This window comes from Paenibacillus sp. MAHUQ-45 (assembly GCF_058133325.1).
This window is the reverse complement of record NZ_JBYUPV010000002.1, coordinates 539,456-561,558: the sequence shown is the minus strand read 5'-3', so window position 1 is coordinate 561,558 and position 22,103 is coordinate 539,456. Positions and strand designations below refer to the sequence as shown.

The 22,103-nt window shown below is 48.1% G+C and carries 25 protein-coding genes; all 25 read right to left on the bottom strand.

Going from position 1 to position 22,103, the window contains the following annotated elements:
- Positions 1-110: 110 nt before the first annotated feature.
- Positions 111-812: a 30S ribosomal protein S2 gene (gene rpsB, locus AC3Y23_RS06330; RefSeq protein ID WP_066362087.1), complete on the bottom strand. Its 702-nt coding sequence runs from the start codon at positions 810-812 to the stop codon at positions 111-113.
- A gap of 286 nt (positions 813-1,098) precedes the next feature.
- Positions 1,099-1,776, bottom strand: a complete 678-nt coding sequence (locus tag AC3Y23_RS06325; RefSeq protein ID WP_379196766.1) for a hypothetical protein — start codon at positions 1,774-1,776, stop codon at positions 1,099-1,101.
- Entirely contained in the window at positions 1,773-2,348 is a 576-nt protein-coding gene (locus tag AC3Y23_RS06320; protein ID WP_379196764.1) for a hypothetical protein, read from the bottom strand. Before AC3Y23_RS06320 ends, AC3Y23_RS06325 begins: the two co-directional genes overlap by 4 nt.
- A gap of 187 nt (positions 2,349-2,535) precedes the next feature.
- Entirely contained in the window at positions 2,536-2,847 is a 312-nt protein-coding gene (locus tag AC3Y23_RS06315; RefSeq protein ID WP_379196762.1) for a hypothetical protein, read from the bottom strand.
- 64 nt (positions 2,848-2,911) lie between these two features.
- Positions 2,912-4,315 (bottom strand): flagellar assembly protein A, encoded by a 1,404-nt coding sequence (locus AC3Y23_RS06310; RefSeq protein ID WP_379196760.1) that lies wholly within the window; start codon positions 4,313-4,315, stop codon positions 2,912-2,914.
- A 30-nt stretch (positions 4,316-4,345) separates the two neighbouring features.
- Positions 4,346-5,134 (bottom strand): FliA/WhiG family RNA polymerase sigma factor, encoded by a 789-nt coding sequence (locus tag AC3Y23_RS06305; RefSeq protein ID WP_379196758.1) that lies wholly within the window; start codon positions 5,132-5,134, stop codon positions 4,346-4,348.
- An 88-nt stretch (positions 5,135-5,222) separates the two neighbouring features.
- Positions 5,223-5,639, bottom strand: a complete 417-nt coding sequence (locus tag AC3Y23_RS06300; RefSeq protein ID WP_379196756.1) for a hypothetical protein — start codon at positions 5,637-5,639, stop codon at positions 5,223-5,225.
- A gap of 2 nt (positions 5,640-5,641) precedes the next feature.
- A complete protein-coding gene (locus AC3Y23_RS06295; RefSeq protein ID WP_379196754.1) occupies positions 5,642-6,136 on the bottom strand; it encodes a chemotaxis protein CheD in 495 nt (164 codons plus the stop codon).
- A complete protein-coding gene (locus AC3Y23_RS06290) occupies positions 6,129-6,722 on the bottom strand; it encodes a chemotaxis protein CheC (protein ID WP_379197146.1) in 594 nt (197 codons plus the stop codon). The genes AC3Y23_RS06295 and AC3Y23_RS06290 overlap by 8 nt, the downstream gene beginning before the upstream one ends.
- Positions 6,723-6,758: 36 nt before the next feature.
- Positions 6,759-7,220 carry a chemotaxis protein CheW gene (locus tag AC3Y23_RS06285; protein WP_379196752.1) on the bottom strand — a complete coding sequence of 154 codons (462 nt, stop codon included), beginning with the start codon at positions 7,218-7,220 and terminating at the stop codon, positions 6,759-6,761.
- A gap of 27 nt (positions 7,221-7,247) precedes the next feature.
- Positions 7,248-9,344, bottom strand: a complete 2,097-nt coding sequence (locus tag AC3Y23_RS06280; protein ID WP_379196750.1) for a chemotaxis protein CheW — start codon at positions 9,342-9,344, stop codon at positions 7,248-7,250.
- A 34-nt stretch (positions 9,345-9,378) separates the two neighbouring features.
- A complete protein-coding gene (locus AC3Y23_RS06275) occupies positions 9,379-10,779 on the bottom strand; it encodes a protein-glutamate methylesterase/protein-glutamine glutaminase (protein ID WP_379196748.1) in 1,401 nt (466 codons plus the stop codon).
- Positions 10,780-10,816: 37 nt separating this feature from the next.
- Positions 10,817-11,695, bottom strand: a complete 879-nt coding sequence (locus tag AC3Y23_RS06270; protein ID WP_379196746.1) for a MinD/ParA family protein — start codon at positions 11,693-11,695, stop codon at positions 10,817-10,819.
- Positions 11,695-13,086, bottom strand: coding sequence for a flagellar biosynthesis GTPase FlhF (gene flhF, locus AC3Y23_RS06265; RefSeq protein WP_379196744.1), 1,392 nt, complete (start codon positions 13,084-13,086; stop codon positions 11,695-11,697). The genes AC3Y23_RS06270 and flhF overlap by 1 nt, the downstream gene beginning before the upstream one ends.
- A complete protein-coding gene (gene flhA / locus AC3Y23_RS06260; RefSeq protein ID WP_379196742.1) occupies positions 13,083-15,116 on the bottom strand; it encodes a flagellar biosynthesis protein FlhA in 2,034 nt (677 codons plus the stop codon). Before flhA ends, flhF begins: the two co-directional genes overlap by 4 nt.
- A 20-nt stretch (positions 15,117-15,136) precedes the next feature.
- The gene (flhB, locus tag AC3Y23_RS06255; RefSeq protein WP_379196740.1) at positions 15,137-16,231 is read right to left on the bottom strand and encodes a flagellar biosynthesis protein FlhB; all 1,095 of its coding nucleotides are present in this window, start codon (positions 16,229-16,231) and stop codon (positions 15,137-15,139) included.
- 22 nt (positions 16,232-16,253) lie between these two features.
- Entirely contained in the window at positions 16,254-17,039 is a 786-nt protein-coding gene (gene fliR, locus AC3Y23_RS06250) for a flagellar biosynthetic protein FliR (protein ID WP_379196738.1), read from the bottom strand.
- A gap of 5 nt (positions 17,040-17,044) precedes the next feature.
- A complete protein-coding gene (gene fliQ / locus AC3Y23_RS06245; RefSeq protein ID WP_379196736.1) occupies positions 17,045-17,317 on the bottom strand; it encodes a flagellar biosynthesis protein FliQ in 273 nt (90 codons plus the stop codon).
- 22 nt (positions 17,318-17,339) lie between these two features.
- Positions 17,340-18,104 (bottom strand): flagellar type III secretion system pore protein FliP, encoded by a 765-nt coding sequence (gene fliP, locus AC3Y23_RS06240; RefSeq protein ID WP_379196734.1) that lies wholly within the window; start codon positions 18,102-18,104, stop codon positions 17,340-17,342.
- Entirely contained in the window at positions 18,101-18,628 is a 528-nt protein-coding gene (locus AC3Y23_RS06235; protein ID WP_379196732.1) for a flagellar biosynthetic protein FliO, read from the bottom strand. Before AC3Y23_RS06235 ends, fliP begins: the two co-directional genes overlap by 4 nt.
- A 9-nt stretch (positions 18,629-18,637) precedes the next feature.
- Positions 18,638-19,003 carry a response regulator gene (locus AC3Y23_RS06230; RefSeq protein WP_066362129.1) on the bottom strand — a complete coding sequence of 122 codons (366 nt, stop codon included), beginning with the start codon at positions 19,001-19,003 and terminating at the stop codon, positions 18,638-18,640.
- Positions 19,004-19,028: 25 nt separating this feature from the next.
- Complete coding sequence (gene fliY / locus AC3Y23_RS06225) at positions 19,029-20,327, bottom strand: flagellar motor switch phosphatase FliY (RefSeq protein WP_379196729.1); 1,299 nt, start codon at positions 20,325-20,327, stop codon at positions 19,029-19,031.
- A complete protein-coding gene (fliM, locus tag AC3Y23_RS06220) occupies positions 20,317-21,315 on the bottom strand; it encodes a flagellar motor switch protein FliM (protein ID WP_379196727.1) in 999 nt (332 codons plus the stop codon). The genes fliY and fliM overlap by 11 nt, the downstream gene beginning before the upstream one ends.
- A 38-nt stretch (positions 21,316-21,353) precedes the next feature.
- Complete coding sequence (locus AC3Y23_RS06215; RefSeq protein WP_379196724.1) at positions 21,354-21,821, bottom strand: flagellar basal body-associated FliL family protein; 468 nt, start codon at positions 21,819-21,821, stop codon at positions 21,354-21,356.
- A complete protein-coding gene (locus AC3Y23_RS06210) occupies positions 21,818-22,042 on the bottom strand; it encodes a flagellar FlbD family protein (RefSeq protein WP_379196722.1) in 225 nt (74 codons plus the stop codon). The genes AC3Y23_RS06215 and AC3Y23_RS06210 overlap by 4 nt, the downstream gene beginning before the upstream one ends.
- Positions 22,043-22,103 lie beyond the last annotated feature (61 nt).

Sequence of the window (22,103 nt, the reverse complement as noted above, 5' to 3'; positions counted from 1 at the left end):
CAGATATGTTGTTGTTTTCTTGCCAATATCCTAAAAAAAGGGCAGTGAGAGGTTATCCACCTGCCAACCACCCTTTTCATTTAAGTTCTTGTTTATGTTGTAACCACTACTTAAGCTGTAGTTGTGTCTTCGCCTTGGTGAGCTTCCACAACAGCGTCAGCCATTTTACCAGTCAACAATTTAACAGCGCGGATCGCGTCGTCGTTACCTGGAATTACGTAGTCGATTTCGTCCGGATCACAGTTGGTATCAACGATAGCAACGATTGGAATACCCAATTTGCGAGCTTCCGCAACAGCGATACGCTCTTTACGCGGGTCAATGATGAACAACGCGCTAGGCAGACCTTTCATGTTCTTGATTCCGCCCAGGAATTTCTCAAGACGATCTTTCTCCTTGCGAAGAAGGATAACTTCTTTCTTAGGCAGAACTGCGAACGTACCGTCTTCTTCCCAAGCTTCCAATTTCTTCAGGCGATCAACACGCTTTTGAATAGTTTGGAAGTTAGTCAGAGTACCACCCAACCAACGTTGGTTGATGTAGAACATACCGGAACGCTCAGCTTCTTCTTTTACGGAATCTTGAGCTTGTTTCTTTGTTCCTACGAAAAGGATAGTGCCGTTGTCGCCAGCGACGCTCTTAACAAAGTTGTAAGCTTCCTCTACCTTTTTAACCGTTTTTTGCAGGTCAATAATGTAAATTCCGTTTCTTTCAGTGAAGATATAACGATCCATTTTTGGGTTCCAACGACGAGTCTGGTGACCGAAGTGTACCCCAGCTTCGAGAAGCTGCTTCATGGAGATTACTGCCATCTTCACACACCTCCTAATATTGGTTTATTGTGTGTCTCCTCCGCCATGTGTCATTTTTCGGCAAGACTTTCTTCGAAAGAAAGCACCGCTTGCCTGAAATCAACCGGCGTGTGTTTTAACACCGTTAATTAATATACCATAATTAAATACTGGTTGCAACGCCCAATTTGTAATTTTAGCAAGAAAGATGGATACTCCCGCATTTCAGGCAGCTTGATGACTGCCAGAACAGGATCTCCATCTTTCTACAAAATAATGCTATAGCTGCTTTATAACTCTACCAGCTCTACTTCTTCAGCGTAATCAGCTTTTCAATAATGGAGTCGATACTCTCACCCTTTTCAAAGCTGTAGGTACCATACTGGATCTTTGTGTTGATCTTGCGTTCCTTGGCTGATTTCAGAAAAGCCGCTTTATCTTTGACCGCACCCGACTGGGCCAGCAATTCAGCTGTTCTCGTCAAGGTGATCCCGCTTGGAATCCGCACAGTAACCACTTCTGGTGTGGGAGCCTTAGGCGCTTCAGGCTGTTCCGGCACGGCCGGAGCCCCGGTATTCTTCGGCTGCTGAGCAACCTTTTCTGCCGGCGGAGAAGGAACTGCAGGTGCAGAAGGTTCGGCAGCTTCCGGCGTAGCAACAGGCGACGGCACGGCCGCTGTAGCTGGTGCCGAAGGCGACGGTGAAGGCTCCAGAGCGGTTGGCATGCCCGTACTCACCGGTTCACTGCTACCCTCTTCAGCGGCCGGCTGTCCTTCCGTACTGCCAGGTTGAACTTCCGGTTCAGCCTCCACTGGCGTAAGTAGCTTGCCTGTTTCATCAGACACTTTCAAATTCAGCCGCGCCGCTCCCTTGAGCACCTGCTCTTTCGTGAGCGGCGCAGCGTTGCCAGAGATCATAACCTGTAACAGCAGCGCCCCGGCAACTAGGCCAGAGCCAAGTCCAAGTAGAAAGGAACGATTCTTCATCCTATCGATTCCTCCTGTTTGGCAAGCTGGAGAATCAGCTGCACCTCTCCCCGCTGAAGCCCTGCAGTCTTGGCTATGGAATCAATGGACTTGCCTTCCTCATGCAGTTCAAATATACGCGGATAACGCAGTTTAATGGAACTCACTGGCTTTGGTTTCGCTTCAGGCGGTGCCTCAACATGTTCTATGCTATTTGCAATAGTAGTAGTTTGAATAACCGCTTGATTTTCTATCGAAGTAGCCAATTGACGTACCGTTTCTGCTTCTGCATTCATTCTGGCTTCGAGCTGCTTGGAATGCTCCTGCTGCTCACTCAAAGCTCCTTGCAGATCCTTGATTTGCTCAGTCAGGGTCGCCTGATTGTTCTGAGACTGCTGCTTAATGCTGGTCACTAATTGAACCAACTCTTCATTCTCGCGCTCCATATCCGCCATGTAGAGCTCTAGCGCTGCCTCAGTCTCCTTAAGACTTTGCTGCTTCGTTTTCTTGCCCTCCCGGGCACGCGCCGGCATAATCAGGGCGTACACAATTGTGACAGCGCCCACCAGCACAATATAACCCCATGGTTGCAAGTGCCAAATCCCCTTTTGCTTAAAATAATAGTTGTTTATATAAGACAAATTTAAGATCCGAACATAAGACTCGTTGGTCAGTACGGTGGAATGTTTGGACTTCCGGGCGCTGTCGCTCCTACAGTTCCATACTTCCCCCTTCGTTCCTTCTCGCTTCTTGTTATTTTCTGTTGTTCGTCTTATATAATTATAGGCTCAAATCTATGCGACGCCCTTTGTACGGATGTTCGGCATCACGGCTTCCATCTGATTTGTGACCTTTCTCCTGCGAGGAATGCCCACCAGAGTTGTTGCCGCGTCCACCATCATCACGTAAGGCAGTCTCTGAAGAATCATCGACTTCCGCAGTGCGTTGAGTCATTTCCTGGCTTTGCTTAACATTCTGTGCAGCTAGCTGCTGCTGGTCTGCTGCAGGACGATGCTGAAGCTCGTTCTGAATTCTTCCCGCCTCTGTTGTCCGAGGCACAGCAATTTGCAACTCCACCGGTTTTAGACTCATGTCGACCCTCTTTTCACAAAATAAGAATTTGTAAATGGCCGGCCGCTGCTGCTGCCCGCCTGAGTTAGATATACGGCGTGATTGAGATATCCCCTTCGCTGTATGCGAAAACGACCCGCTCTGTAGGGTCTTTTACAAATCTGGTGTATCTGCCAATTACGATTTTGCAGCCTCCGTATATCGTCTTTACAGCCTCTACTCTGGCTCTACCCGTATCTTCTAGCATTCTCTCAATCTCAAGTACCCGGCCCTTAATTCTTGCCTCTTCCCGCTGATGGGATTGTTTGGTGGCATTGAGCTTGACACGAAGTGCTATTTTATCGGGAGACAGCTGACCGCTGTTCGCCAATTGATTCAGCAAATAAAGCGCCTTGGAGGTCTTATCGTCATTCTCAAGCAGCTGGCGTAACTGTTGACGAAGATCATTGATCTCATTTCTCAGCTCTGGCAATACGCCCACTTCAATGGCTGTTGCCGTCGACATCGTGTTACCGATTGTCCGTGCAACCACCCGCTCACCAGCTTGAACGGTTCCGCCGACAATTAGACCTTTCGTGCCATTGCAAATCACATCATGCCCTGCACGTATATCGGAATGCATAATGCTCTGTGAGACAATAACGTCTTCGCCTGCAGTCACATTACCATCCTGGATAAAGGACACTTTCACATTCTTACCAGCGCTAACATGTCCCTTGTGATAACCGATAATACCGCCCGTAATCTCAATGGAGCCCCCGGCGATTAGTTCCGCGCCTTCCACTCCGCCGACCACCCGAATATCGCCGTCCGATTTGACAGAGAACCCAGTGAGGACATTGCCGCGGATAACAACGGTACCCACAAAATCAATATTTCCGGTACTGTAATCTACGTCACCGTTGACTTCATACACCGGAAAAACATTGATTTTGCCTTTATCCGTAATCGTCACAAGACCATCAATTGCAGCATACATAGAAGTCTCTTCATTGCTGACCAGGACATTTTTACCCACTTTAAACTGGGCCTCACGCCCAGCTTTGAACGGTAGCTCTTCGCCCGTCACCATTTTGCCTGGTTTGCCAGCTAATGGAGGAATGGTCTTGGCGATCAGTTGGCCTTTACGGACATTCTGCAGCCGGACCAAATCTTTGTAGTCGACCTTGCCGTCAGCCTTCTCGGCAGGCCCACGGTCTTCCTCCATATCAATGGTAAGAACAACTCGTCCATCCGTACCATTCTCGGCGGAGTCTCCAATCGCAATAGGTACTCTATTGAAGAAATACTCCTCGGGATGAGTACTAATACGCTGGACAATATCCCGCTCAATACCATATCTGATATTATGACTGTGCAGAAAGGCCTCCAGATCTTCGATCGAACAGGAAAAATTCTCGTCTTTTTTGGAAAACTGGAGATAAGCAATGCCCTTGTCATCCGAGAAAGTAATGCTCAGGTACTGATTCAAAGCATAATGACCGATCAAATTATACTCCCCCTTGTCACCGTAGTACGGTTAATCGTTTTGCATAAGAAGATCCCGGCTTTTCTCCAGCGTACCCCTCAGCCGCAAAATGGCTTTAGAATGGAGCTGCGAAATCCTCGAGGGGGATAATGACATAACCTCGGCAATTTCGCTTAAAGACAAATCTTCATAATATAAAAGGGACACAACGGTCCGTTCTTTCACCGTTAGTTTCTCAATGCCTTTGGTAAGGGTCTCACGCAAATAAAATTCGTTTACCTTGCGATCCGGGTTCTTGGCCTTATCATCCACCAGGATGGACATTCGGGTCTCCGATTCTTCTTCGCGAATAGGGTCTTCCAGTGAGCAGAGTGACATAACGGCCACATCCTGCAGCATATTTTGAAATTCTTGCTCGCTAATGTTCAGGTATTGACTCATTTCTTCGTCCGTAACAGATCGTAAATATTTCTGTTCCATCTGCTGATAAGCATCCTCGATTTTTTTCGCTTTTTCCCGCACCGACCGGGGAACCCAGTCACTCTGGCGTAAAGAATCAAGGATCGCCCCACGCACCCGCCAGGAGGCATAGGTCTGGAACTGGAGCCCGCGCTTATAATCGAATTTTTCAATGGCATCAATCAACCCCATAACACCATTGCTCGCTAAGTCATCCTTGGAGACATTCTTGGGCAACCCCACAGCCAAACGGCTGGATACGTAATCTACAATATGGAGATAACTCTCAATCAGCTTTTTCTTCGCTTCAGGATCGCCTTGTTCTTTCCACTGCGCCCATAGCCCGTCTATCTCCGACTGAGAAGCTTTACGCTCGTTCAACAGCTTTCACCCTTCCCAAAGTTTAGTCAGTGTGCCCTGAATGAGGAACCGTACAGCTTGGCCGAATTCCGGTTCCTGCAGCACTACCTTATTCTTCCTTCAGGTGACGAACGGCCTTGGCCAATTCTTCAGGATCTTTCATGGTGACCAGCTTAGGTGGTTTTAGCGGAGTAAATCCTCCGTTATCCCCGTCCCCTACCGCCGGCTTTGGCATCAATAAACTCTTCAATTCCTCATCCTCATCCGGAGTGCTGATATTCAGTCTGGCACCCAGCGCTTCTTCGCCGTCCCCGCCAGCAGGGTCCGTGAGTTCTTCCGGTTCCGTCTGTTTCATCATAATACCCAATACCCATCTAAGAAGAAATGCAAGCAAGAACCAGGTAATAAATCCAAATGACCCTCGAATCAGGCTGGTCATTAGTAAATTATTCCCGTAAGTGACAAGGAAGGTAAGCACAAAGCCTACCACGCCAGACAGCAAATTTATCAAAATATTTCCAATCATGATTATATTTCCTTAGCGCCTTTTTGCACACTTCGGATATACAAGACTCCAGTGCTGCAGGCGATCTCTATCGTACGGCCATAATTGCCGCCGGTATCTTCAGCGATTAACGGAATGTTCAAAGCTTCAAGCGAATGCTTACAGGATTCCACATTACGAGGCCCGATCCTCATGGTGTCACTCCCTCCAGCAAAGGCAAACATTTGCGAGCCCCCCGCCATCTTGGCGACGATTCGGCTGCGAACCGCCCCAAGCGACAGCAGACGATTCAGCAGTTCTGGCACAGCTGTATCGGCGAACTTGGCGATATTGAGCTGCCCCTCCCTGGCAATTTCCGAGGAGGGCAGCATTACATGTGCCATGCCCGCTATCTTTTTGCCTGGATCATAGAGGGTCAATCCTACACAGGAGCCAAGTCCAGTTGTACGGATCAGACCCTCATTCCCGACATTAAGATCTGCCATGCCTACCTTTATGATGGTTTGTACATCAATCATTGTCGAAAGGAACTCCCAGAGATTTGAAGATTTTCGGGAACGATTCCGGATCGGGGATGAGGAAGAACTGCCCTTCGATCTCATCCTGCCCCTCTAGAAACGTCGTATCTATCAGCAAAGCATCATCCCCCATTTGTCCAAACTGTAGCAGCCCATAGCCCAGAATAGCACCGGCCATATCCATGGCCAGTGCCGGCACCGTCGGGTACATCGTGAGTGAAGTGAAGTCGGCTAGCGAGGACAGATAGGAACCTGCCAAAATGTTACCGATCTCGTTCAATGCGGATAATTCCATCTCGCTCAATTCTTCCCCACCAGACAGCTCGATCCCTGCCACACGACTGAGCAGATTGACGGCGGCTTCCGGTGTAAGAATGAAGAACAGATTGCCAGGTGCTTCACCTTCGACCCGCAGGAATACGGCATATACCAATTCTTCGGCTCCGCCCACTTTTTCAGTAATTTCCTCAAAATTGAGCAGTTGGACCTTTGGTACGGCCATATCAATCGGTTTACCCAGCAGCTGGGATAACGCGGTGGCAGCGTTCCCAGCTCCGATATTCCCGACTTCCTTGAGCACATCCATTTTGAAATCCTTGAAGTTTTTGAACAACTCCACTGGTTAGCCCTCCAGGCCTTCCAATTGTACGATTTCGCTCTTGTTGAGCACCTCGGACAAATTGAGCATGATCAGCAGACGGTCTTCCCCGATTTTGGCCACCCCGTCCAAGTACTTGGCTTTGATGCCACCCACAACATCGGGAGGTGTATCAATGGAATCCCGGTTAAGGTCAATGACATCATTGGCGGAATCTACGATAAAGCCTACTTCCATCTCGTTCACAGCTACTATAATCACTCTAGTCTGGTCCGTATGCTCGGCCTCGGCAATGCCGAAGCGACCGCGAAGATCAATAACAGGGATAACTACCCCACGCAAATTGATTACTCCCTTGATAAAAGAATACGTCTTTGGCACACGTGTAATCGGCATCATACGCTCGATAGTCTGTACCTTATCCACTTCAATGCCGTATTCTTCGGTACCTAGTTTGAACACTATCACTTTAATATCTTCAGCCATGGAATGAACCTCCCTGTTCTATCCTAGTTATTTAATAAAAGCGTTCGGATCAATAATGAGTGCAACCTGTCCGTCACCAAGAATCGTAGCGCCGGAGATACCTTGAATCTCTGGCAGATATTTGCCGAGATTCTTGATTACAATCTCGTTCTGCCCGATAAAGTCTTCTACCGCTAGAGCCACGAGGCGTTCTCCCTTACGAACTACAACGATCTCCGTCTCTTCCTCGGTACTCTCATCATAATCAGGTATGGAGAATAAACGACTCAAGGAAACAAGCGGAATATGGCTGCCTCGGAACTCCAGCATTTTGTTACCATGAATGGTGCGAATTTGAGATTGCTTAATGATGCCCGTCTCTACAATCGAGGACAACGGAATCGCATACTTCTCCGATCCGAGCTTAATCATCATTGCCGCAATGATCGAAAGTGTAAGTGGAAGCTGTACCGAGAAGTTAGTTCCTTTACCCGGTGTGGAGTAAATGGTAACATTGCCGCCCAGCGCAGTAATTTTGGCTTTAACAACGTCTAGTCCCACGCCACGTCCGGAAACGTCGGAGATGACTTCCGCCGTACTGAAGCCCGGGGCGAACAACATTTGATAAGCTTCTTCATCCGTCTTGCTTGCCGCTTGCTCTTGGGTAAGAATCCCTTTCTTAACAGCAGACTTAAGGACGTTCTCAGGGATAATCCCTCTTCCATCCTCTTCAATCTCAATAAATACATGGTTACCGCTATGGAATGCACGCAGGTTAACCGTTCCAGTCTCCGGCTTACCAGCAGCAATCCGGTCAGCAACAGATTCGATCCCATGGTCAACGGCATTGCGTAGTAAATGCACGAGCGGATCGCCGATTTCATCAATGACGGTTCTATCCATCTCGGTCTCGGCACCAGTAATAACAAGATCAACTTTCTTGTCCAATGATTTAGCAAGGTCGCGAATCATCCGCGGGAACCGGTTGAATACAGTATCCACCGGCACCATGCGCAGCTTCATTACAATATTTTGCAAATCGGCGCTAACTCGGCTCATATGCTCTACTGTTTCAGTAAGATCACCGCTTTGTATTTCCGAAGCCAACTGTTCCAAACGGACGCGGTCAATAAGAAGTTCACTGAACAGGTTCATCAAGACATCCAGACGTTCAATATCCACGCGGATGGTCCGTGACGGCGTACCTCCCGTTCGACCAGCGGCTGGTGACTTGGCTCCTTCCTCTTTAGCAGCCACTTTTGGTGCTGGAGTGGAAGCAGCAGTTGGCGGGGAAGGGGCTTCCACAGCCACTGCTACCTCAGATGCAGCGGCAGCCACTTCGGATGCGGCCGCGGCTACATCCTGACCAAGCTGATGCAAGGATTCTTGATCCAGCGCAACAGCAGTTACCTTGTCAATTTCCGACAGGTTCAGGATCATGGCCTGAATTTCACTAGCATCCTTTTGGGTTATGTAATAAAGCGAAAAGCTGTGATCAAATTTTTCCTGCTCAATATCTTGAACGGAAGGGAAGGATTTAACGACTTCACCGGAACGTTCCAAGAGATCAAACACCATGTAAGAGCGTACCGCTTTAAGCTGACAATCTTCACGAATTGTAACCTCTACGAACATGACCTTATGGCCTTCCTGAATAGACTGCTCCAGGACTGAGAACTGGAACTCATCCAGATGTATCGGAGTCTCAGCCTGCTTAGAAGCAGCCGGAGCATTTCCAGCCGCTGCCCCACCCGCAGTAGGAATTTCGCCGCGAACTATGGCCTGAAGATCGGCTACGATGCTAGAGACATCAGCTCTACCTTCTCCGCCCCCAGTAATGTCCTGAACCATGGATTCTAAGGCATCTAGACTTTTAAACAAGGTGTCAAAAATGAAATCCTGCATCTTCAGCTTGTTGTTGCGCACCAAATCAAGCACGTTCTCCATTTGGTGAGTAAGTGAAGCCAAATCCTCAAAGCCCATAGTTGCCGCCATACCTTTTAAGGTATGGGCAGAGCGGAAGATTACCTGTACGATACTCAGATCCTCAGGATTTGCTTCCAACCCCATCATATTTTCGTTCAATGACTGCAGATGATCATTTGACTCATCAATAAACATGGATAAATACTGATTCATGTCCATAAGCGGGTACCTCCCCTTCGAGTTCGCTTTTCCGTTAATTAACGGCTTGCACCAGTCTTGGAGCTATTTCCTGCAAAGGCAGGATATGTCTAACGCACTGCAGTTCAACCGCAGAGCGTGGCATTCCATATACAACGCAGGTCTCTTCACTCTCGGCAAAGGTTGAAGAAACGCCTGAGTCATGGAGAGCCTTCATCATTCGTGCTCCATCACTTCCCATCCCTGTCATGAGTACAGCATGACGTTCCAGCGACGTAAGCGGAAGCAAGGATTCAAATAATGTATCTACAGATGGCCGATGGCCATTGCGAGCCTCTTCCTTTGTAAGTGAAAGGGTATATTGCCCGCTGGCAGTTGGAACAACCTTCATGTGATAGCCACCCGGGGCGATATACGCGGCCCCCTGCCGCAATATCATACCCTGCTCCGCCTCCGCTACTTCCAGCGGACTGAAGGTATTGAGCCGCTGTGCCAGCGATTTCGTGAAGTTAGGCGGCATATGCTGCACAATCACGATCGGAGCCGGGAAATCGGCCGGAATGTTCTCTAGCAGTGCCTTCAAAGCTCGCGGCCCACCTGTTGAACAACCTACAGCGACGATTTTGCATAATCCTTTTGCAGAAGTGGATCTCCGATCTGTGCTCGTGGCGCCAGTCACCGCTACTGGTTCTGCAATGGCTTCCGATTGTGAACGGAGTGCATGTATAGACTCGCGCTCTAATTTGAGGCGATTCCTGAACTTCTCGGAGGCAGGCTTGGGAGAAGCTGGTGGCGGAAGAACCGCCTTCTTTGTAGCTTTGTTCTCCGGCGCAACCTTTTTCTGTATAGGCTTGGCTGTGCCCAGCACCTCTGCAGGCTTAATCCGCCTCTCTGCTTCGGCAGGCTTACTTGTCGTTAACTCAGTTTTTGGAACATGAAGCTCCAGATTCTTTCTAACATCCTGTATGCTTGGTTTAATGATCTGCGGCGCTACAGGCTCAATAGGTGTAACTTCGATGGCTTGAATAGCTGTCTCTCTGACTTGTCTCTGATGTCGGGCCAGCATCGCTTCCTTCATCTGCTCACGCAGCGATTCCCCAACAGTGATGATATCCTGCGAACTGGAAATCGATGGCTTGCGAATAAAGTCGAAGGCGCCCCACTCCAGAGCAAGAATGGTCTCCTTCATGCCTTCCTCGTTGATGCCTGACAGCATAATTACGGGAAGCGGACGCTCGGCCATGATTATTTTCAGCGCTTCCAGGCCGTTCATTTCCGGCATTTCCACATCCATGGTCACAAGGTCTGGGCATAGCTCGTTTACCTTTTCAATCGCCTCACGGCCATTGGCTGCGGTTGCCGTTACCTGAAAGTCAGCATCGTTTTCAATCAAATCGGAAATGATCTTGCGCATAAATGCAGAATCATCAACAACCAAAACTTTATATGGCTTCATATCATTTCCACCTCTGTTCCTGAATTCAGAACATGTACTACTTGTTTCGTATTAACCACTTGCGAATAAACCCCTTAATTCCCTGGACTTTGGTTTCTATGACGGCATCGCTTGCCAAATAACGAACGGCTAGAAGATGAACGTCTTTGGATGCTGCGCAGTTTGGAAAGGCCAGAATGAACGGCACTTGTCTTTTCACAGCCTGGACCACATGGGAATCACTGCTGATATGACCCAGGAAAGGAAGATTCAACTGTAAAAATCGGCTTGCCGCCATTCTAATTTTGTCACTAGTTGCTGCAGCTTCCCGTATGTCCCCGGCCTGATTGACAATAAGTCTGAAGGAAACATCGGGATGAGAGTTATGTACTACTTTCATTAATGCGTAGGCGTCGGTTATTGCCGTTGGCTCCGGGGTGGTGACCACCAGACAGTCATCGGCAGTCGAAATGAACTTCATTGTTTCCTTGGACAAACCAGCACCTGTATCAAACAAAATATAATCCATGCTGTCAGCAATCTCGGCAATCTGGTTAGTAAAATAATTGAGATCGTTCTCGGAGAGCGAGAACAGCTCGTCCATACCGGAACCGCCTGCGATAAAAGGAAGATCTTGCGGACCGAGCTGAACAACCCGGCTAATATCGGCTTCTCTTGTCAGCAAATGATAGAGGTTATATTTGGGTGATACCCCCATCAACACATCTATGTTCGCCATCCCGATGTCAGCGTCAAATAAAAGTACTTTCTTACCCAGCGATTGCAGGGCTAACGCAAAATTCAGCGTAAAATTCGATTTGCCAACGCCGCCTTTTCCACTGCAGACTGTTATGATCCGAGCACTTGATCCTTCCATGGTCATACGCTTGGGGTCTTGCCTGGACACAAGATGTCTTAAAGCTTGCGCTTGATCCATTAATGTCCACCTATTCCCAGCAGCATATCTGACAGTTCTTCTTCAGAGGCAAGCAACAGATCCTCCGGAACGTTCTGCCCATTGGTCAAGTAGGACAAGGTCAACGGAAAATCATTCAGCACATTGAAAAGAGGGCCGTAGCTTCCCGTTTCATCCAGCTTCGTAAAGATTACTTTATCCAGCGGATACCTGCCGAAATGCTCGGCAATCTTCTTCATATCCCGGCTCTTGGAGGTCATGCTGAGAACCAGGTAGGTCTCGCTCCTCAATTCCTTGGCCAACAGACTCTGCAATTCAGCAACGAGCAGCTCATTGCGATAATTACGTCCTGCCGTATCCATCAGTACGAGGTCGCAGCTTTCGAGTCGAAACATCGCCCGCTGCAAATCACCGGGCGATTGAACTACTTCCAGTGGAATGTTCAGAATAGACGCATAGGTTCGCAGCTGATCTACAGCCGATATCCGGTATGTATCCGAAGTGATCAAGCCCACTTTGCGGCCATACTTGAATAACTGCTCTGCGGCCAGCTTCGCGATTGTCGTTGTTTTACCGACGCCTGTAGGTCCGGCAATGTACACGATCTGAGTATTCGGGCGTATCCCTTGACCTACACGGCCAGTGAGAAAGCTACTGATCTGTTCAGCCAGACTTTCGTCGAACTGTTCAGACCTCCAGGTTCGCCCTTCTTCATTCCAGCGGTCAAAAATAGTGCTAATCCATTCTTCCACCAGTACCGTATCCAACTCCTGATCTACCAGTTGACTCCGCAGGATCTCCAGACGATCCGGCAAATCACGCGATACTGAGGAGTGCCTTGCAATCCGTTCCATCCACTGCTTCATTTCGCGGATTTCACGCAACACCTCAGGGTCAGGACCTGGTGCTTCATTTAAGGTAGGCCTTCTCGCTTCCTCCATGAAGTCGACATTTAGGAGCGGGGACTCAGGCTCCTTGCTCAGCAAAGTCTGCCTCAGCTCCCCCGTAGTCGAAGGTGTTTCTTGGCGCAAGGCAGGCGCTGGCACAACAGGTGCCTCCTGAATGCCTATCGCCTCAGACAGTGCTGCGGCAATCTCGGCAAATGTGCGGTTCTCCTCAGGGGCTTTCTGCTCTTCAGCAGCAAGCGGCGTCGCAGAAGCTTTTTTATACGCCTGAGGAACGGCATTGCGCGGTATGCTCAGAGAAGGCGCTGGCGGCTTGGCCGGAACAACAGGCTTCTGCTCCTTCTCTACGGCAGCAACCACTTCTATCTTTTTCTTTTGGAAGAGTCCGATAAATCCGCCTACTTTGATCTCTTTGGTACTAAGAATGACGGCGTCGCTGCCAAGCTCATTACGGATGGACAACATGGCGTCAGGCATTGTATCCACCACATAACGCTTCACTCTCATAGATTCACCACTCCAACGCTTTGAATTTCAATGTTCGGTTCCAGCTCGCTGTAGGAGAGCACTGGGATATCCTGCATCGTGCGTTCAATCACCTGCCGCAAATACATGCGAATATTCGGTGAGGTCAGCACAATCGGTTGCTGTCCTGACTGAAGCAGGCGATTGATCTGCTCGGTCAGTCGCTGATAGACCGTTTGTGTGGACACCGGATCCAGCGCGAGATAGCTGCCCTGTTCCGATTGCTGCACACTTTCAGAGATTTTCTTTTCCAGTGTCGGCCCTACGGTAATTACCCGCAGCGTCTCCCCAATCTGGGAAAACTGCTGAGTGATTTGTCTCGACAAGGATTGACGCACATACTCGGTTAGAATGTCAGGATCCTTGGTGTAGGTTCCATAATCTGCGAGCGTCTCGAAGATGGTTACGAGATCCCGAATGGAAATCTTCTCACGAAGCAATTTCCCCAGCACCTTCTGTACATCACCAATGGCCAATACTGAAGGAATGAGCTCATCCACAAGTACAGGGTAATTTTCCCGTAAATTGTCGACCAGCATTTTGGTTTCCTGACGTCCGAGCAGTTCATGCCCATGACGCTTAATCAGTTCGGTAAGATGTGTAGCCACTACAGACGGAGGATCAACCACGGTATATCCTGACAACTCGGCACGTTCTTTGACTGATTCATCAATCCATAGAGCCGGCAGTCCGAAAGAAGGTTCCACGGTTTCAATTCCGTTGATGGACTCATCATCATATCCTGGGCTCATAGCAAGATAGTGATTAAGTAATAATTCACCGCCGCCAACGTTATTTCCTTTAATTTTGATGACGTATTCGTTCGGTTTTAGTTGAATATTGTCGCGAATGCGAATAACAGGCACTACAAGTCCCATTTCTAGTGCACATTGCCGCCTAATCATGATAATTCTGTCGAGTAGGTCGCCACCCTGGCCTGTATCTGCCAAAGGAATCAAGCCGTAGCCAAATTCGAACTCGATCGGATCGACGGAAAGCAAGTTAATAACACTTTCGGGACTACGCACTTCTTCGATCTGCTTTTCTTCCACAAGCTGTTCTTCCGCAATCTGCTTCCGATTGAGATTCTGACTCATCCGATAAGCCGCAAAGGCCATCAGTCCAGCTAACGGCAACGTTGTAGTGAGATGAATTGGAGTAAACAATCCTAGGAAGGCTACCGTTACAGCTACAATGTAGAGCAGCTTCGGATAAGACAATAATTGTCCTGTCAAATCCTCGGCCAAATTTCCTTCCGAAGAAGCACGGGTAACAATCAAGCCGGCAGCCGTCGAAATGAGCAAGGCAGGAATTTGGCTAACCAACCCGTCACCAATCGTCAGTACGGAATAGGTTGACAGTGCGTCACCAAAAGGCATTCCATGCACAACCATCCCGATGATAAATCCGCCTATCAAGTTGATTAGGAGGATAATGATGCTGGCAATAGCATCTCCTTTAACAAACTTACTGGCCCCGTCCATCGCTCCGTAGAAGTCTGCCTCGCGTTCTACTTTTTGACGACGCTCACGAGCCTGCTGTTCATTAATCATGCCGGCATTGAGGTCGGCATCTATACTCATCTGCTTTCCGGGCATCGCATCGAGTGTGAATCTCGCGCCTACCTCAGCTACGCGCTCAGAACCTTTGGTAATAACTATAAATTGAACAACTACGAGAATCAGGAACACGACAAAACCGACTGCAATCTGTCCGCCGGCAATCCAGCTACCAAAGGTAGCAACTACGGCACCTGCATCCCCTTTAGAAAGAATCAGCTTGGTTGTCGAAATGTTCAATGCCAGACGGAAAAGCGTTGTAATCAGAAGCAATGCTGGAAAGATTGAAAACTGCAAGGCTTCCTTGGTATTCATGGCCACCAATATGATGGTTAACGCAACTGAAATATTGATAACTAGTAAAACGTCCAGAAGCCAGGACGGGATAGGCAGAATCATCATAAGCACTATACCGATGATGCCCACTAAAACAGATAGATCTCTAGCTTTCAATGTCCTTAACCTCCCCCGTCTTATCTCTTCTTGCCTTTAAGCTTGTATACATACGCCAGTACTTCGGCAACTGCCTGGAACAAATCTGCAGGGACGGTATCCCCGATTTCAGCCCTCTGGAACAGCGCCCGTGCAAGCGGCTTGTTTTCCATAGTCACAACGCCATGCTCCTTGGCCAGCTCCCGGATTCGGAGTGCCACGTAGTCCTGGCCCTTGGCAATAATCTGTGGCGCCTCCATCATGGAGCCGTCATATTTCAGCGCTACTGCAAAGTGCGTCGGGTTCGTAATGATCACATCCGCTTTAGGAACTTCCTGCATCATCCGCTGCATAGCCATCCTGCGTTGGCGTTCCCTGATCTTGCCTTTAATTAGAGGGTCACCCTCCATTTTCTTATATTCATCCTTGATATCCTGTTTGGACATTTTGAGACTCTTCTCATGCTCATATTTCTGATACATATAATCGAGAAGAGCCAGTACCATCAGCACCACGCCTATCTTAAGTCCGAGCGTCAACGTTAGTTTGGCTACGAATTTGAAGATTCCTTCCGTATCGATATGCGACAGTGACATGATGCTTCTTTTTTGTCCCCATAACGTACTGTAGACCAGATAAGCGATCAGCAGCAGCTTGAGGATGGATTTCAGAAATTCCACAAGCGAACGCATGGAAAAAATATTTTTAAACCCTTTGATCGGATTAATTTTACTGAACTTGGGGGTTAACCCTTGTCCGGAGGCCATAAACCCGACCTGCATGATATTGGATACTAATGCCATTATAAATGTAATTCCGAGCAGTGGAGCCAGCAGTAATAGAACCTGTACTCCGTACCCGCTGAACATTTTCATCACATTCTCAGATGAAATTTCCTGTAGCATCCTGTTTTGAAAAACATCCATATACAAGTCCATGAAGCGTTCCTTCATATAACCGCCAAACATGGATAAACTTAGCACTGCGGATAACAGCACAACAGCACCCGACAGCTCCGCACTTTTGGCCACCTGGCCTTTTTTGCGCGCATCCTGTCGTTTCTTAGGGGTGGCTTTTTCTGTTTTTTCTCCCCCGAAATGCTGAAGATCCAGTTTATAGCGCCTAGGCTGCGGCATAACTATCTCTCCTTATGGTCACCTATGGACTACTCCCCATCAGCTTCAGCAAGTTGTGCATGGATTCAAACAAAATATCGAACATGCTTCTGAAAAGAACTGCCAGTCCTGGCATCAGCACAAGCAAAAGTGCCAGACCAATAATGATTTTAAGCGGAACCCCAATCACAAATACATTGTATTGCGGAGCCGTTCTCGCCAGAAAAGCAAGACCTATATCTGTCAGAAACAATGCCGCCACCAAGGGCGCAGACATTTGAAAAGCAAGGATAAATGATTGAGTAAATGTACGCACAAGGAATTCCGACAAGCTGCCGTCTATCATTTTTAGGAATAGATCATTATTAATAGGAACCCAATTATAGCTGTACACAATTGCATCGAGCAGATAATGATGTCCGTTCATGCTCAGGAACATTAGCAGCGCAATCATATACTTGAAGTTACCGAAAATCGGTGCGGACGCGCCAGTCATTGGATCAATGACATTCGCAATCCCGAAGCCAATTTGGATATCAATAAAGGAGCCCGCCGTTTGTATCGCCATAAAGATGAGGTAACCTATAAAACCTAGCAGGAGTCCAACTAAAATCTCTTTGGCAATCAATAGGATATAGCTAAGATCCTGCGGGACAACCAATCCAGTTCCACTTGCACTAAACACTATCAGTGACACAAAAAAGGAAAGGCCTATCTTGAAGGTCATTGGCACCCCATTAGATGAAAACACAGGTACGACAACAAAAAATGCTGAAATTCGACAAAAAAACAACAGAAAGACGGGAAAACTTTGCAGCATGATCTCCATATCCGTTACTTACCGATGTACATATGGAGATTGCCCAAAATCTGGCTTGTAAAGTCGACCAATTTCGTAATGATCCAAGGCCCGAACAGCAGCAAGGCCAGCAATACTGCGACGATTTTGGGAACAAACGCTAGCGTTTGCTCCTGAATCTGTGTCGTAGCTTGAAAGATACTGATAATTAGCCCAACCGTCAGACCCAGAATCAGCATGGGCGCGCTGACTTCCAGCACGATATATACGGCTTGGCCAGCTAGGCCGATAATAAACTCCGTATTCATCCCCTATGCCTCCTCATAAACGTCAGGTGTTAAAGCTCAATAGCAGTGATTTTATGACCAGGTACCAGCCGTCTACCAGTACAAAGAGCATAATTTTGAAAGGTAATGAGATCATTACGGGCGGTAGCATCATCATCCCCATTGCCATCAGGGTGCTGGCTACCACAATATCAATAATTAAGAATGGTATGAAAATAAGAAAACCCATAGTAAATGCTTTTTTCATTTCACCGATTGCAAAAGCAGGCACAATGACTGTTAATGGGATGTCGCTGTATGTAGCCGGCTTGTCTGTCCCCGTATACCCTGTATATTTCATAAATAGTAACAGGTCTTTGGAATTCGTCTGCTTGAACATGAATTCCTTCATTGGATCAGCTGCCTTGTTCAGCGCCTCGCTCTGGGTAATTGTACCTTTCATATAAGGCTGCAGTGCCGTCTCGTTAATGGTCGAAAATGTCGGAGCCATCACGAAAAGCGTCAGGAAAAGAGCAAGCCCCACAAGTACCTGGTTGGGCGGCATCTGCTGTGTACCGAGCGAGGTTCTGACAAAGCCCAGCACAATGACAATCCGGGTAAAGCTGGTCATCAGGATAACAAATGCCGGGGCAACACTCAGAACCGTAATAAGTAGCAATATGGATATGGAACTGGTTCCCCCGCTGGAACTATTATTACCCCCAATTTGAACATTGATATTAGGGATAGGATCAGCGTGCATCGTATGAATCATAAGAATGCTAAGGCTACTGAGCAGCAGAAAAGCGAGAATTAGCTTTTTTTTCATAAATCCCTCGACTCATTCTTGGCGGCATCTTCCCGAAGCAGCTCCTCCATCTTCTCTTTGCGCTCAGGCGCAGAGCGAAGCTTGGATTGAAGTGTCTCATAAAAGGACGATGTTTCACTAAGTTCGATTTCCTGAGATGAAACTTCCCCGCGCTGCCTATTTCTAAATTTGGAGATAAGCGGCACGAGAAAGTTGTTACGGCCTGAGGACTGGTCCTCGAAAGCCGAGATAATCAACGCTACCTCATCCGGGTCGGTCACCTTATCCAATATGGATACGTCCTCTCCGACTCCGATCAGGTACAGGCTGCTCCCAACCTCAATGACCTGCATCGACTTGCCCGGACCAAGCCCCACCGCACCAAGTGTGCGCATGGAGCGTCCGCTCATCCAAGTCTGATTGCGGCGGCCAAGAAAGCGGATCAGCAGCACAATAAGAACTATGATCACCGCAAGCACTAAAATAACGTTAAGCAAGTTCAGCAGGTTGTTACCCGTTCCAAGCGGTTCTGTGTTGCTCGGCATAACTGTTTCCTATACGCCCAGCGTTTTGTTTATCGCTTCAATAACACGGTCTGCCTGGAATGGCTTCACGATAAAGTCCTTGGCACCCGCTTGAATTGCATCGATAACCATAGCCTGCTGGCCCATGGCTGAACACATAATAACCTTGGCGCTTGCATCCACTTTTTTGATCTCTTTCAGGGCGGCGATTCCGTCCATCTCAGGCATGGTAATATCCATCGTGATCAGATCTGGACGAAGTTCCTTAAATTTCTCGATGGCTTGAGAACCGTCCTGGGCTTCGCCCACTACTTCAAATCCGTTTTTGGTCAAAATGTCCCGGATCATCATTCTCATAAATGCTGCATCGTCCACGATTAGAATTCGATTAGCCATTTTTACTAAATCCTCCCTAAGTACGCTATTGTAATTTTTGAATACGGTCCCACTGGCTGACGATATCCGTAACACGAACACCGAAGTTCTCGTCGATAACTACGACTTCCCCTTTGGCAATAAGTTTGTTGTTAACCAGGATGTCCACAGGCTCACCGGCTAGCTTGTCCAGCTCGATAATCGAACCCTGCGACATTTCCAAAATATCTTTAATCTGCTTCTGGGTCCTTCCTAATTCTACGGTGACTTTCAGTGGTATGTCCATCAATAAATTTAAATTATTTTCGTCAATGTTGCCGAAGGCGCCCCCACTAAGATTGGCGAATTGCACCGGCTGAACGTTGACATTGCGATTCTGTGGCGGGCTAGCCGGCGGCGGTGTCTGCGCGTAAGGCATTCCTTGCGGCGGCACCCCGTATGGCGGCATTCCATAAGCAGGCATTCCTTGCGGCGGATAATAGTAGCCACCTTCCGGCATTCCCGGATACGGAGGCACTCCCTGCTGCGGGTAAGGCTGCTGAGCCGCGCCCTGAGGCTGCTGTGGCGGCGCCTGCTGCACCGGAGGTGCTTCTGGAGCCGGTTGTTGAGCTGGAGCCGGTGGGGGCAGCGTGGCCGCAGCAGCTGTCTCCTGCTCAGAAGGAGCTACATCACCAATCAGCATCGTAACCATATCTTTGGCAAAGCGCACCGGCAGAAGCTGCATAATCGTCGAATCGATCAAGTCACCGATTCTAAGCCGGAAAGCAATGCGAATCAGTGTCTCTTCATCAGGAAGACTTCCTACCCCTTCACCGCTGGACATGTTAAGAATGTCAATCCCCGGTGGCGAGATATTAACAAACCGATTGAAAATGGTCGACATCGACGTTGCGGAAGAACCCATCATCTGGTTCATGGCTTCCTGAACCGCACTGATATGGATTTCATTCAGCTCTTCTTCCTTAGGTTCACCTTCTCCGCCAAGCATCAGATCAGCAATGACCTGTGCATCACGGATCTTGATCACAAGCGAATTAATTCCTTGGAACCCGTCGACATATTGTACATGAACAGCCACATGCGGCTTAGGAAATGTCTCTTCAAACTCACCCCGTGTAATAATTGATACTTGAGGTGTTGTAATATCAACTTTCTTGCCCAGCAATGTGGACAATGCAGTGGCCGCGCTACCAAACGTTATATTCCCTATTTCACCCAAGGCATCCTGTTCAAACGGTGTTAAAAAATCATCCACCGTCTTTACCGCGGCAGGCATCGTGCCCTCCGCAGATTGTCGCAGAAGAGCGTCGATTTCTTCCTGGGATAAGTAGTCTTTACTCGTCAAGTTCCTCAACTCCTTCATGGACAATCTCGTCTATTTGCACCGCTACCCGATCCTTAATCATGCCGGGGCTTCCAATGAATTTCAGCTTGTTTCCTACCTTAATCGACAATCCAGAATCCACATTTCTGTTCAGCGAGATTACATCACCGACACTAAGTCCGAGAAACTCGGCTATGGACAGCCTGGATTCACCAAGCTCAGCCACAATCGGCAGCTGCGCCTTGTGCACCCGTTCTCTTATAGCATTAATTTCTTCTGGATCTCTCGTCTTCTTCTCTGAAACAAACCATTGGTGCACCGAAAGTCGGGACATGATTGGCTCCAGCACCACGTGAGGAATACATAGGTTGATCATCCCAGTGGTATCCCCGATTTTAGTGCTTAAGGATATCAGAGCAATCGTCTCATTAGGCGACACGATCTGCATAAACTGTGGATTGGTCTCCAGTGCTTCCATACGCGGCTCAATATCCAGAACCGTCTTCCAGGCCTCCTGCAAACTTTCAAAGCATCGGCTGAAAATACGCTCCATAATCGTTGTTTCAATTTCGGTTAACGAAGTGATTTTGGATGGCGCGGTTCCGAAACCACCTAGAAGCCTGTCAAGCATGGCAAAGGCGATATTCGGGTGTACCTCCATAACCATTCGCCCTTCCAGGGGCTCAGCTTCAAAAATATTCAAAATCGTCATTTTTGGAATGGAGCGGATAAACTCATCATAAGGGAGCTGCTCCACCTGAACGACATTGATCTGCACAAACGTGCGCAATTGGGCTGAAAAGTACGTTGTTAGATAGCGGGCAAAATTCTCATGAATCCGCGTAAGGCTACGGATATGATCTTTCGAAAAACGTACGGCCCGTTTGAAGTCATAGGAGCGAATCTTTTTCTGTGTTTCTTCTTTCTTAAGCTCATCGGCATCCATTTCACCGGATGACAATGCAGCAAGCAGAGCATCAATTTCGTTTTGTGAAAGTACATCAACCAATTCAATCACCCCCCCATCAAGGATTTATCCCCCGGTTACTACTGTCTTGCAAGTACGAAATTGGTAACTTCAATCTGGGTCAGCTTACCTTCAGTCAATGCTTTGTTAATCAGATTGACTAGCTTGCTGGCAAGCTGATCTTTCCCGCTTGCACCATTCAACTCTTCTGGTTTTGAGTCCGCAAGTGTCTTGATAATAATAGGTTTGATCTTAATCTCTTGGATCTTCTCAAAAGCTTCTTTGGATTTCACAGAATCCAGTTGAAAAGCCAAATTTATTAAAACGATATAATCGGGGTCAGCTGAATTAGTTTTGATGTCCTTGATTTCAGCCGTTAGTGCGACAATCTCATCCGCATTTAAATGCTTCGTCTGCACATTTTGCACGGCTTGATTCACATCATTGGGATTGCTTGGGAATAGCTTGTCCCATAACAGAAACGCAGCCACTACGATCAAAGTGATTGCGAGTAGAATTGTAATGAGCCAAGGCAGCATCTTTTTCATGAAAGCTCCTCCATACTTTGGAATTTAATGGTGGCAGCATTCGTGCCGATGTCCTTGTTGTAATCACGGATTTTTGCAATAACCTCATCGGCTTTTTCAAGCACGATCAGTCTCTTTCCCGTTACCAGCGTAACATACGTGTCCGGGCCTTCCTCAACCATCTCCACCAGCAGGGCATTCAGCCACATGGGTGTACCATTTAATCTTGTTACGGAAATCATGACAGGCCTCCTAACAAAAATAGGGAGAGGAGAACCTCTCCCCCGATTGTGCATCCTCGCC

Excerpts from the sequence above, each read along its gene's own strand:
- AC3Y23_RS06275 (WP_379196748.1), bottom strand. The coding sequence starts at position 10,779 with ATGAAGCCATATAAAGTTTTGGTTGTTGATGATTCTGCATTTATGCGC.
- AC3Y23_RS06325 (WP_379196766.1), bottom strand. The coding sequence starts at position 1,776 with ATGAAGAATCGTTCCTTTCTACTTGGACTTGGCTCTGGCCTAGTTGCC.
- fliQ (WP_379196736.1), bottom strand. The coding sequence starts at position 17,317 with ATGAATACGGAGTTTATTATCGGCCTAGCTGGCCAAGCCGTATATATC.
- fliR (WP_379196738.1), bottom strand. The coding sequence starts at position 17,039 with ATGGAGATCATGCTGCAAAGTTTTCCCGTCTTTCTGTTGTTTTTTTGT.
- AC3Y23_RS06280 (WP_379196750.1), bottom strand. The coding sequence starts at position 9,344 with ATGGACATGAATCAGTATTTATCCATGTTTATTGATGAGTCAAATGAT.
- AC3Y23_RS06285 (WP_379196752.1), bottom strand. The coding sequence starts at position 7,220 with ATGGCTGAAGATATTAAAGTGATAGTGTTCAAACTAGGTACCGAAGAA.
- AC3Y23_RS06295 (WP_379196754.1), bottom strand. The coding sequence starts at position 6,136 with ATGATTGATGTACAAACCATCATAAAGGTAGGCATGGCAGATCTTAAT.
- AC3Y23_RS06300 (WP_379196756.1), bottom strand. The coding sequence starts at position 5,639 with ATGATTGGAAATATTTTGATAAATTTGCTGTCTGGCGTGGTAGGCTTT.
- rpsB (WP_066362087.1), bottom strand. The coding sequence starts at position 812 with ATGGCAGTAATCTCCATGAAGCAGCTTCTCGAAGCTGGGGTACACTTC.
- flhF (WP_379196744.1), bottom strand. The coding sequence starts at position 13,086 with ATGAGAGTGAAGCGTTATGTGGTGGATACAATGCCTGACGCCATGTTG.
- AC3Y23_RS06230 (WP_066362129.1), bottom strand. The coding sequence starts at position 19,003 with ATGGCTAATCGAATTCTAATCGTGGACGATGCAGCATTTATGAGAATG.
- AC3Y23_RS06210 (WP_379196722.1), bottom strand. The coding sequence starts at position 22,042 with ATGATTTCCGTAACAAGATTAAATGGTACACCCATGTGGCTGAATGCC.
- AC3Y23_RS06270 (WP_379196746.1), bottom strand. The coding sequence starts at position 11,695 with ATGGATCAAGCGCAAGCTTTAAGACATCTTGTGTCCAGGCAAGACCCC.
- fliP (WP_379196734.1), bottom strand. The coding sequence starts at position 18,104 with ATGAAAAAAAAGCTAATTCTCGCTTTTCTGCTGCTCAGTAGCCTTAGC.
- AC3Y23_RS06215 (WP_379196724.1), bottom strand. The coding sequence starts at position 21,821 with ATGAAAAAGATGCTGCCTTGGCTCATTACAATTCTACTCGCAATCACT.
- AC3Y23_RS06315 (WP_379196762.1), bottom strand. The coding sequence starts at position 2,847 with ATGAGTCTAAAACCGGTGGAGTTGCAAATTGCTGTGCCTCGGACAACA.
- flhB (WP_379196740.1), bottom strand. The coding sequence starts at position 16,231 with ATGCCGCAGCCTAGGCGCTATAAACTGGATCTTCAGCATTTCGGGGGA.
- AC3Y23_RS06290 (WP_379197146.1), bottom strand. The coding sequence starts at position 6,722 with ATGGATGTGCTCAAGGAAGTCGGGAATATCGGAGCTGGGAACGCTGCC.
- AC3Y23_RS06235 (WP_379196732.1), bottom strand. The coding sequence starts at position 18,628 with ATGCCGAGCAACACAGAACCGCTTGGAACGGGTAACAACCTGCTGAAC.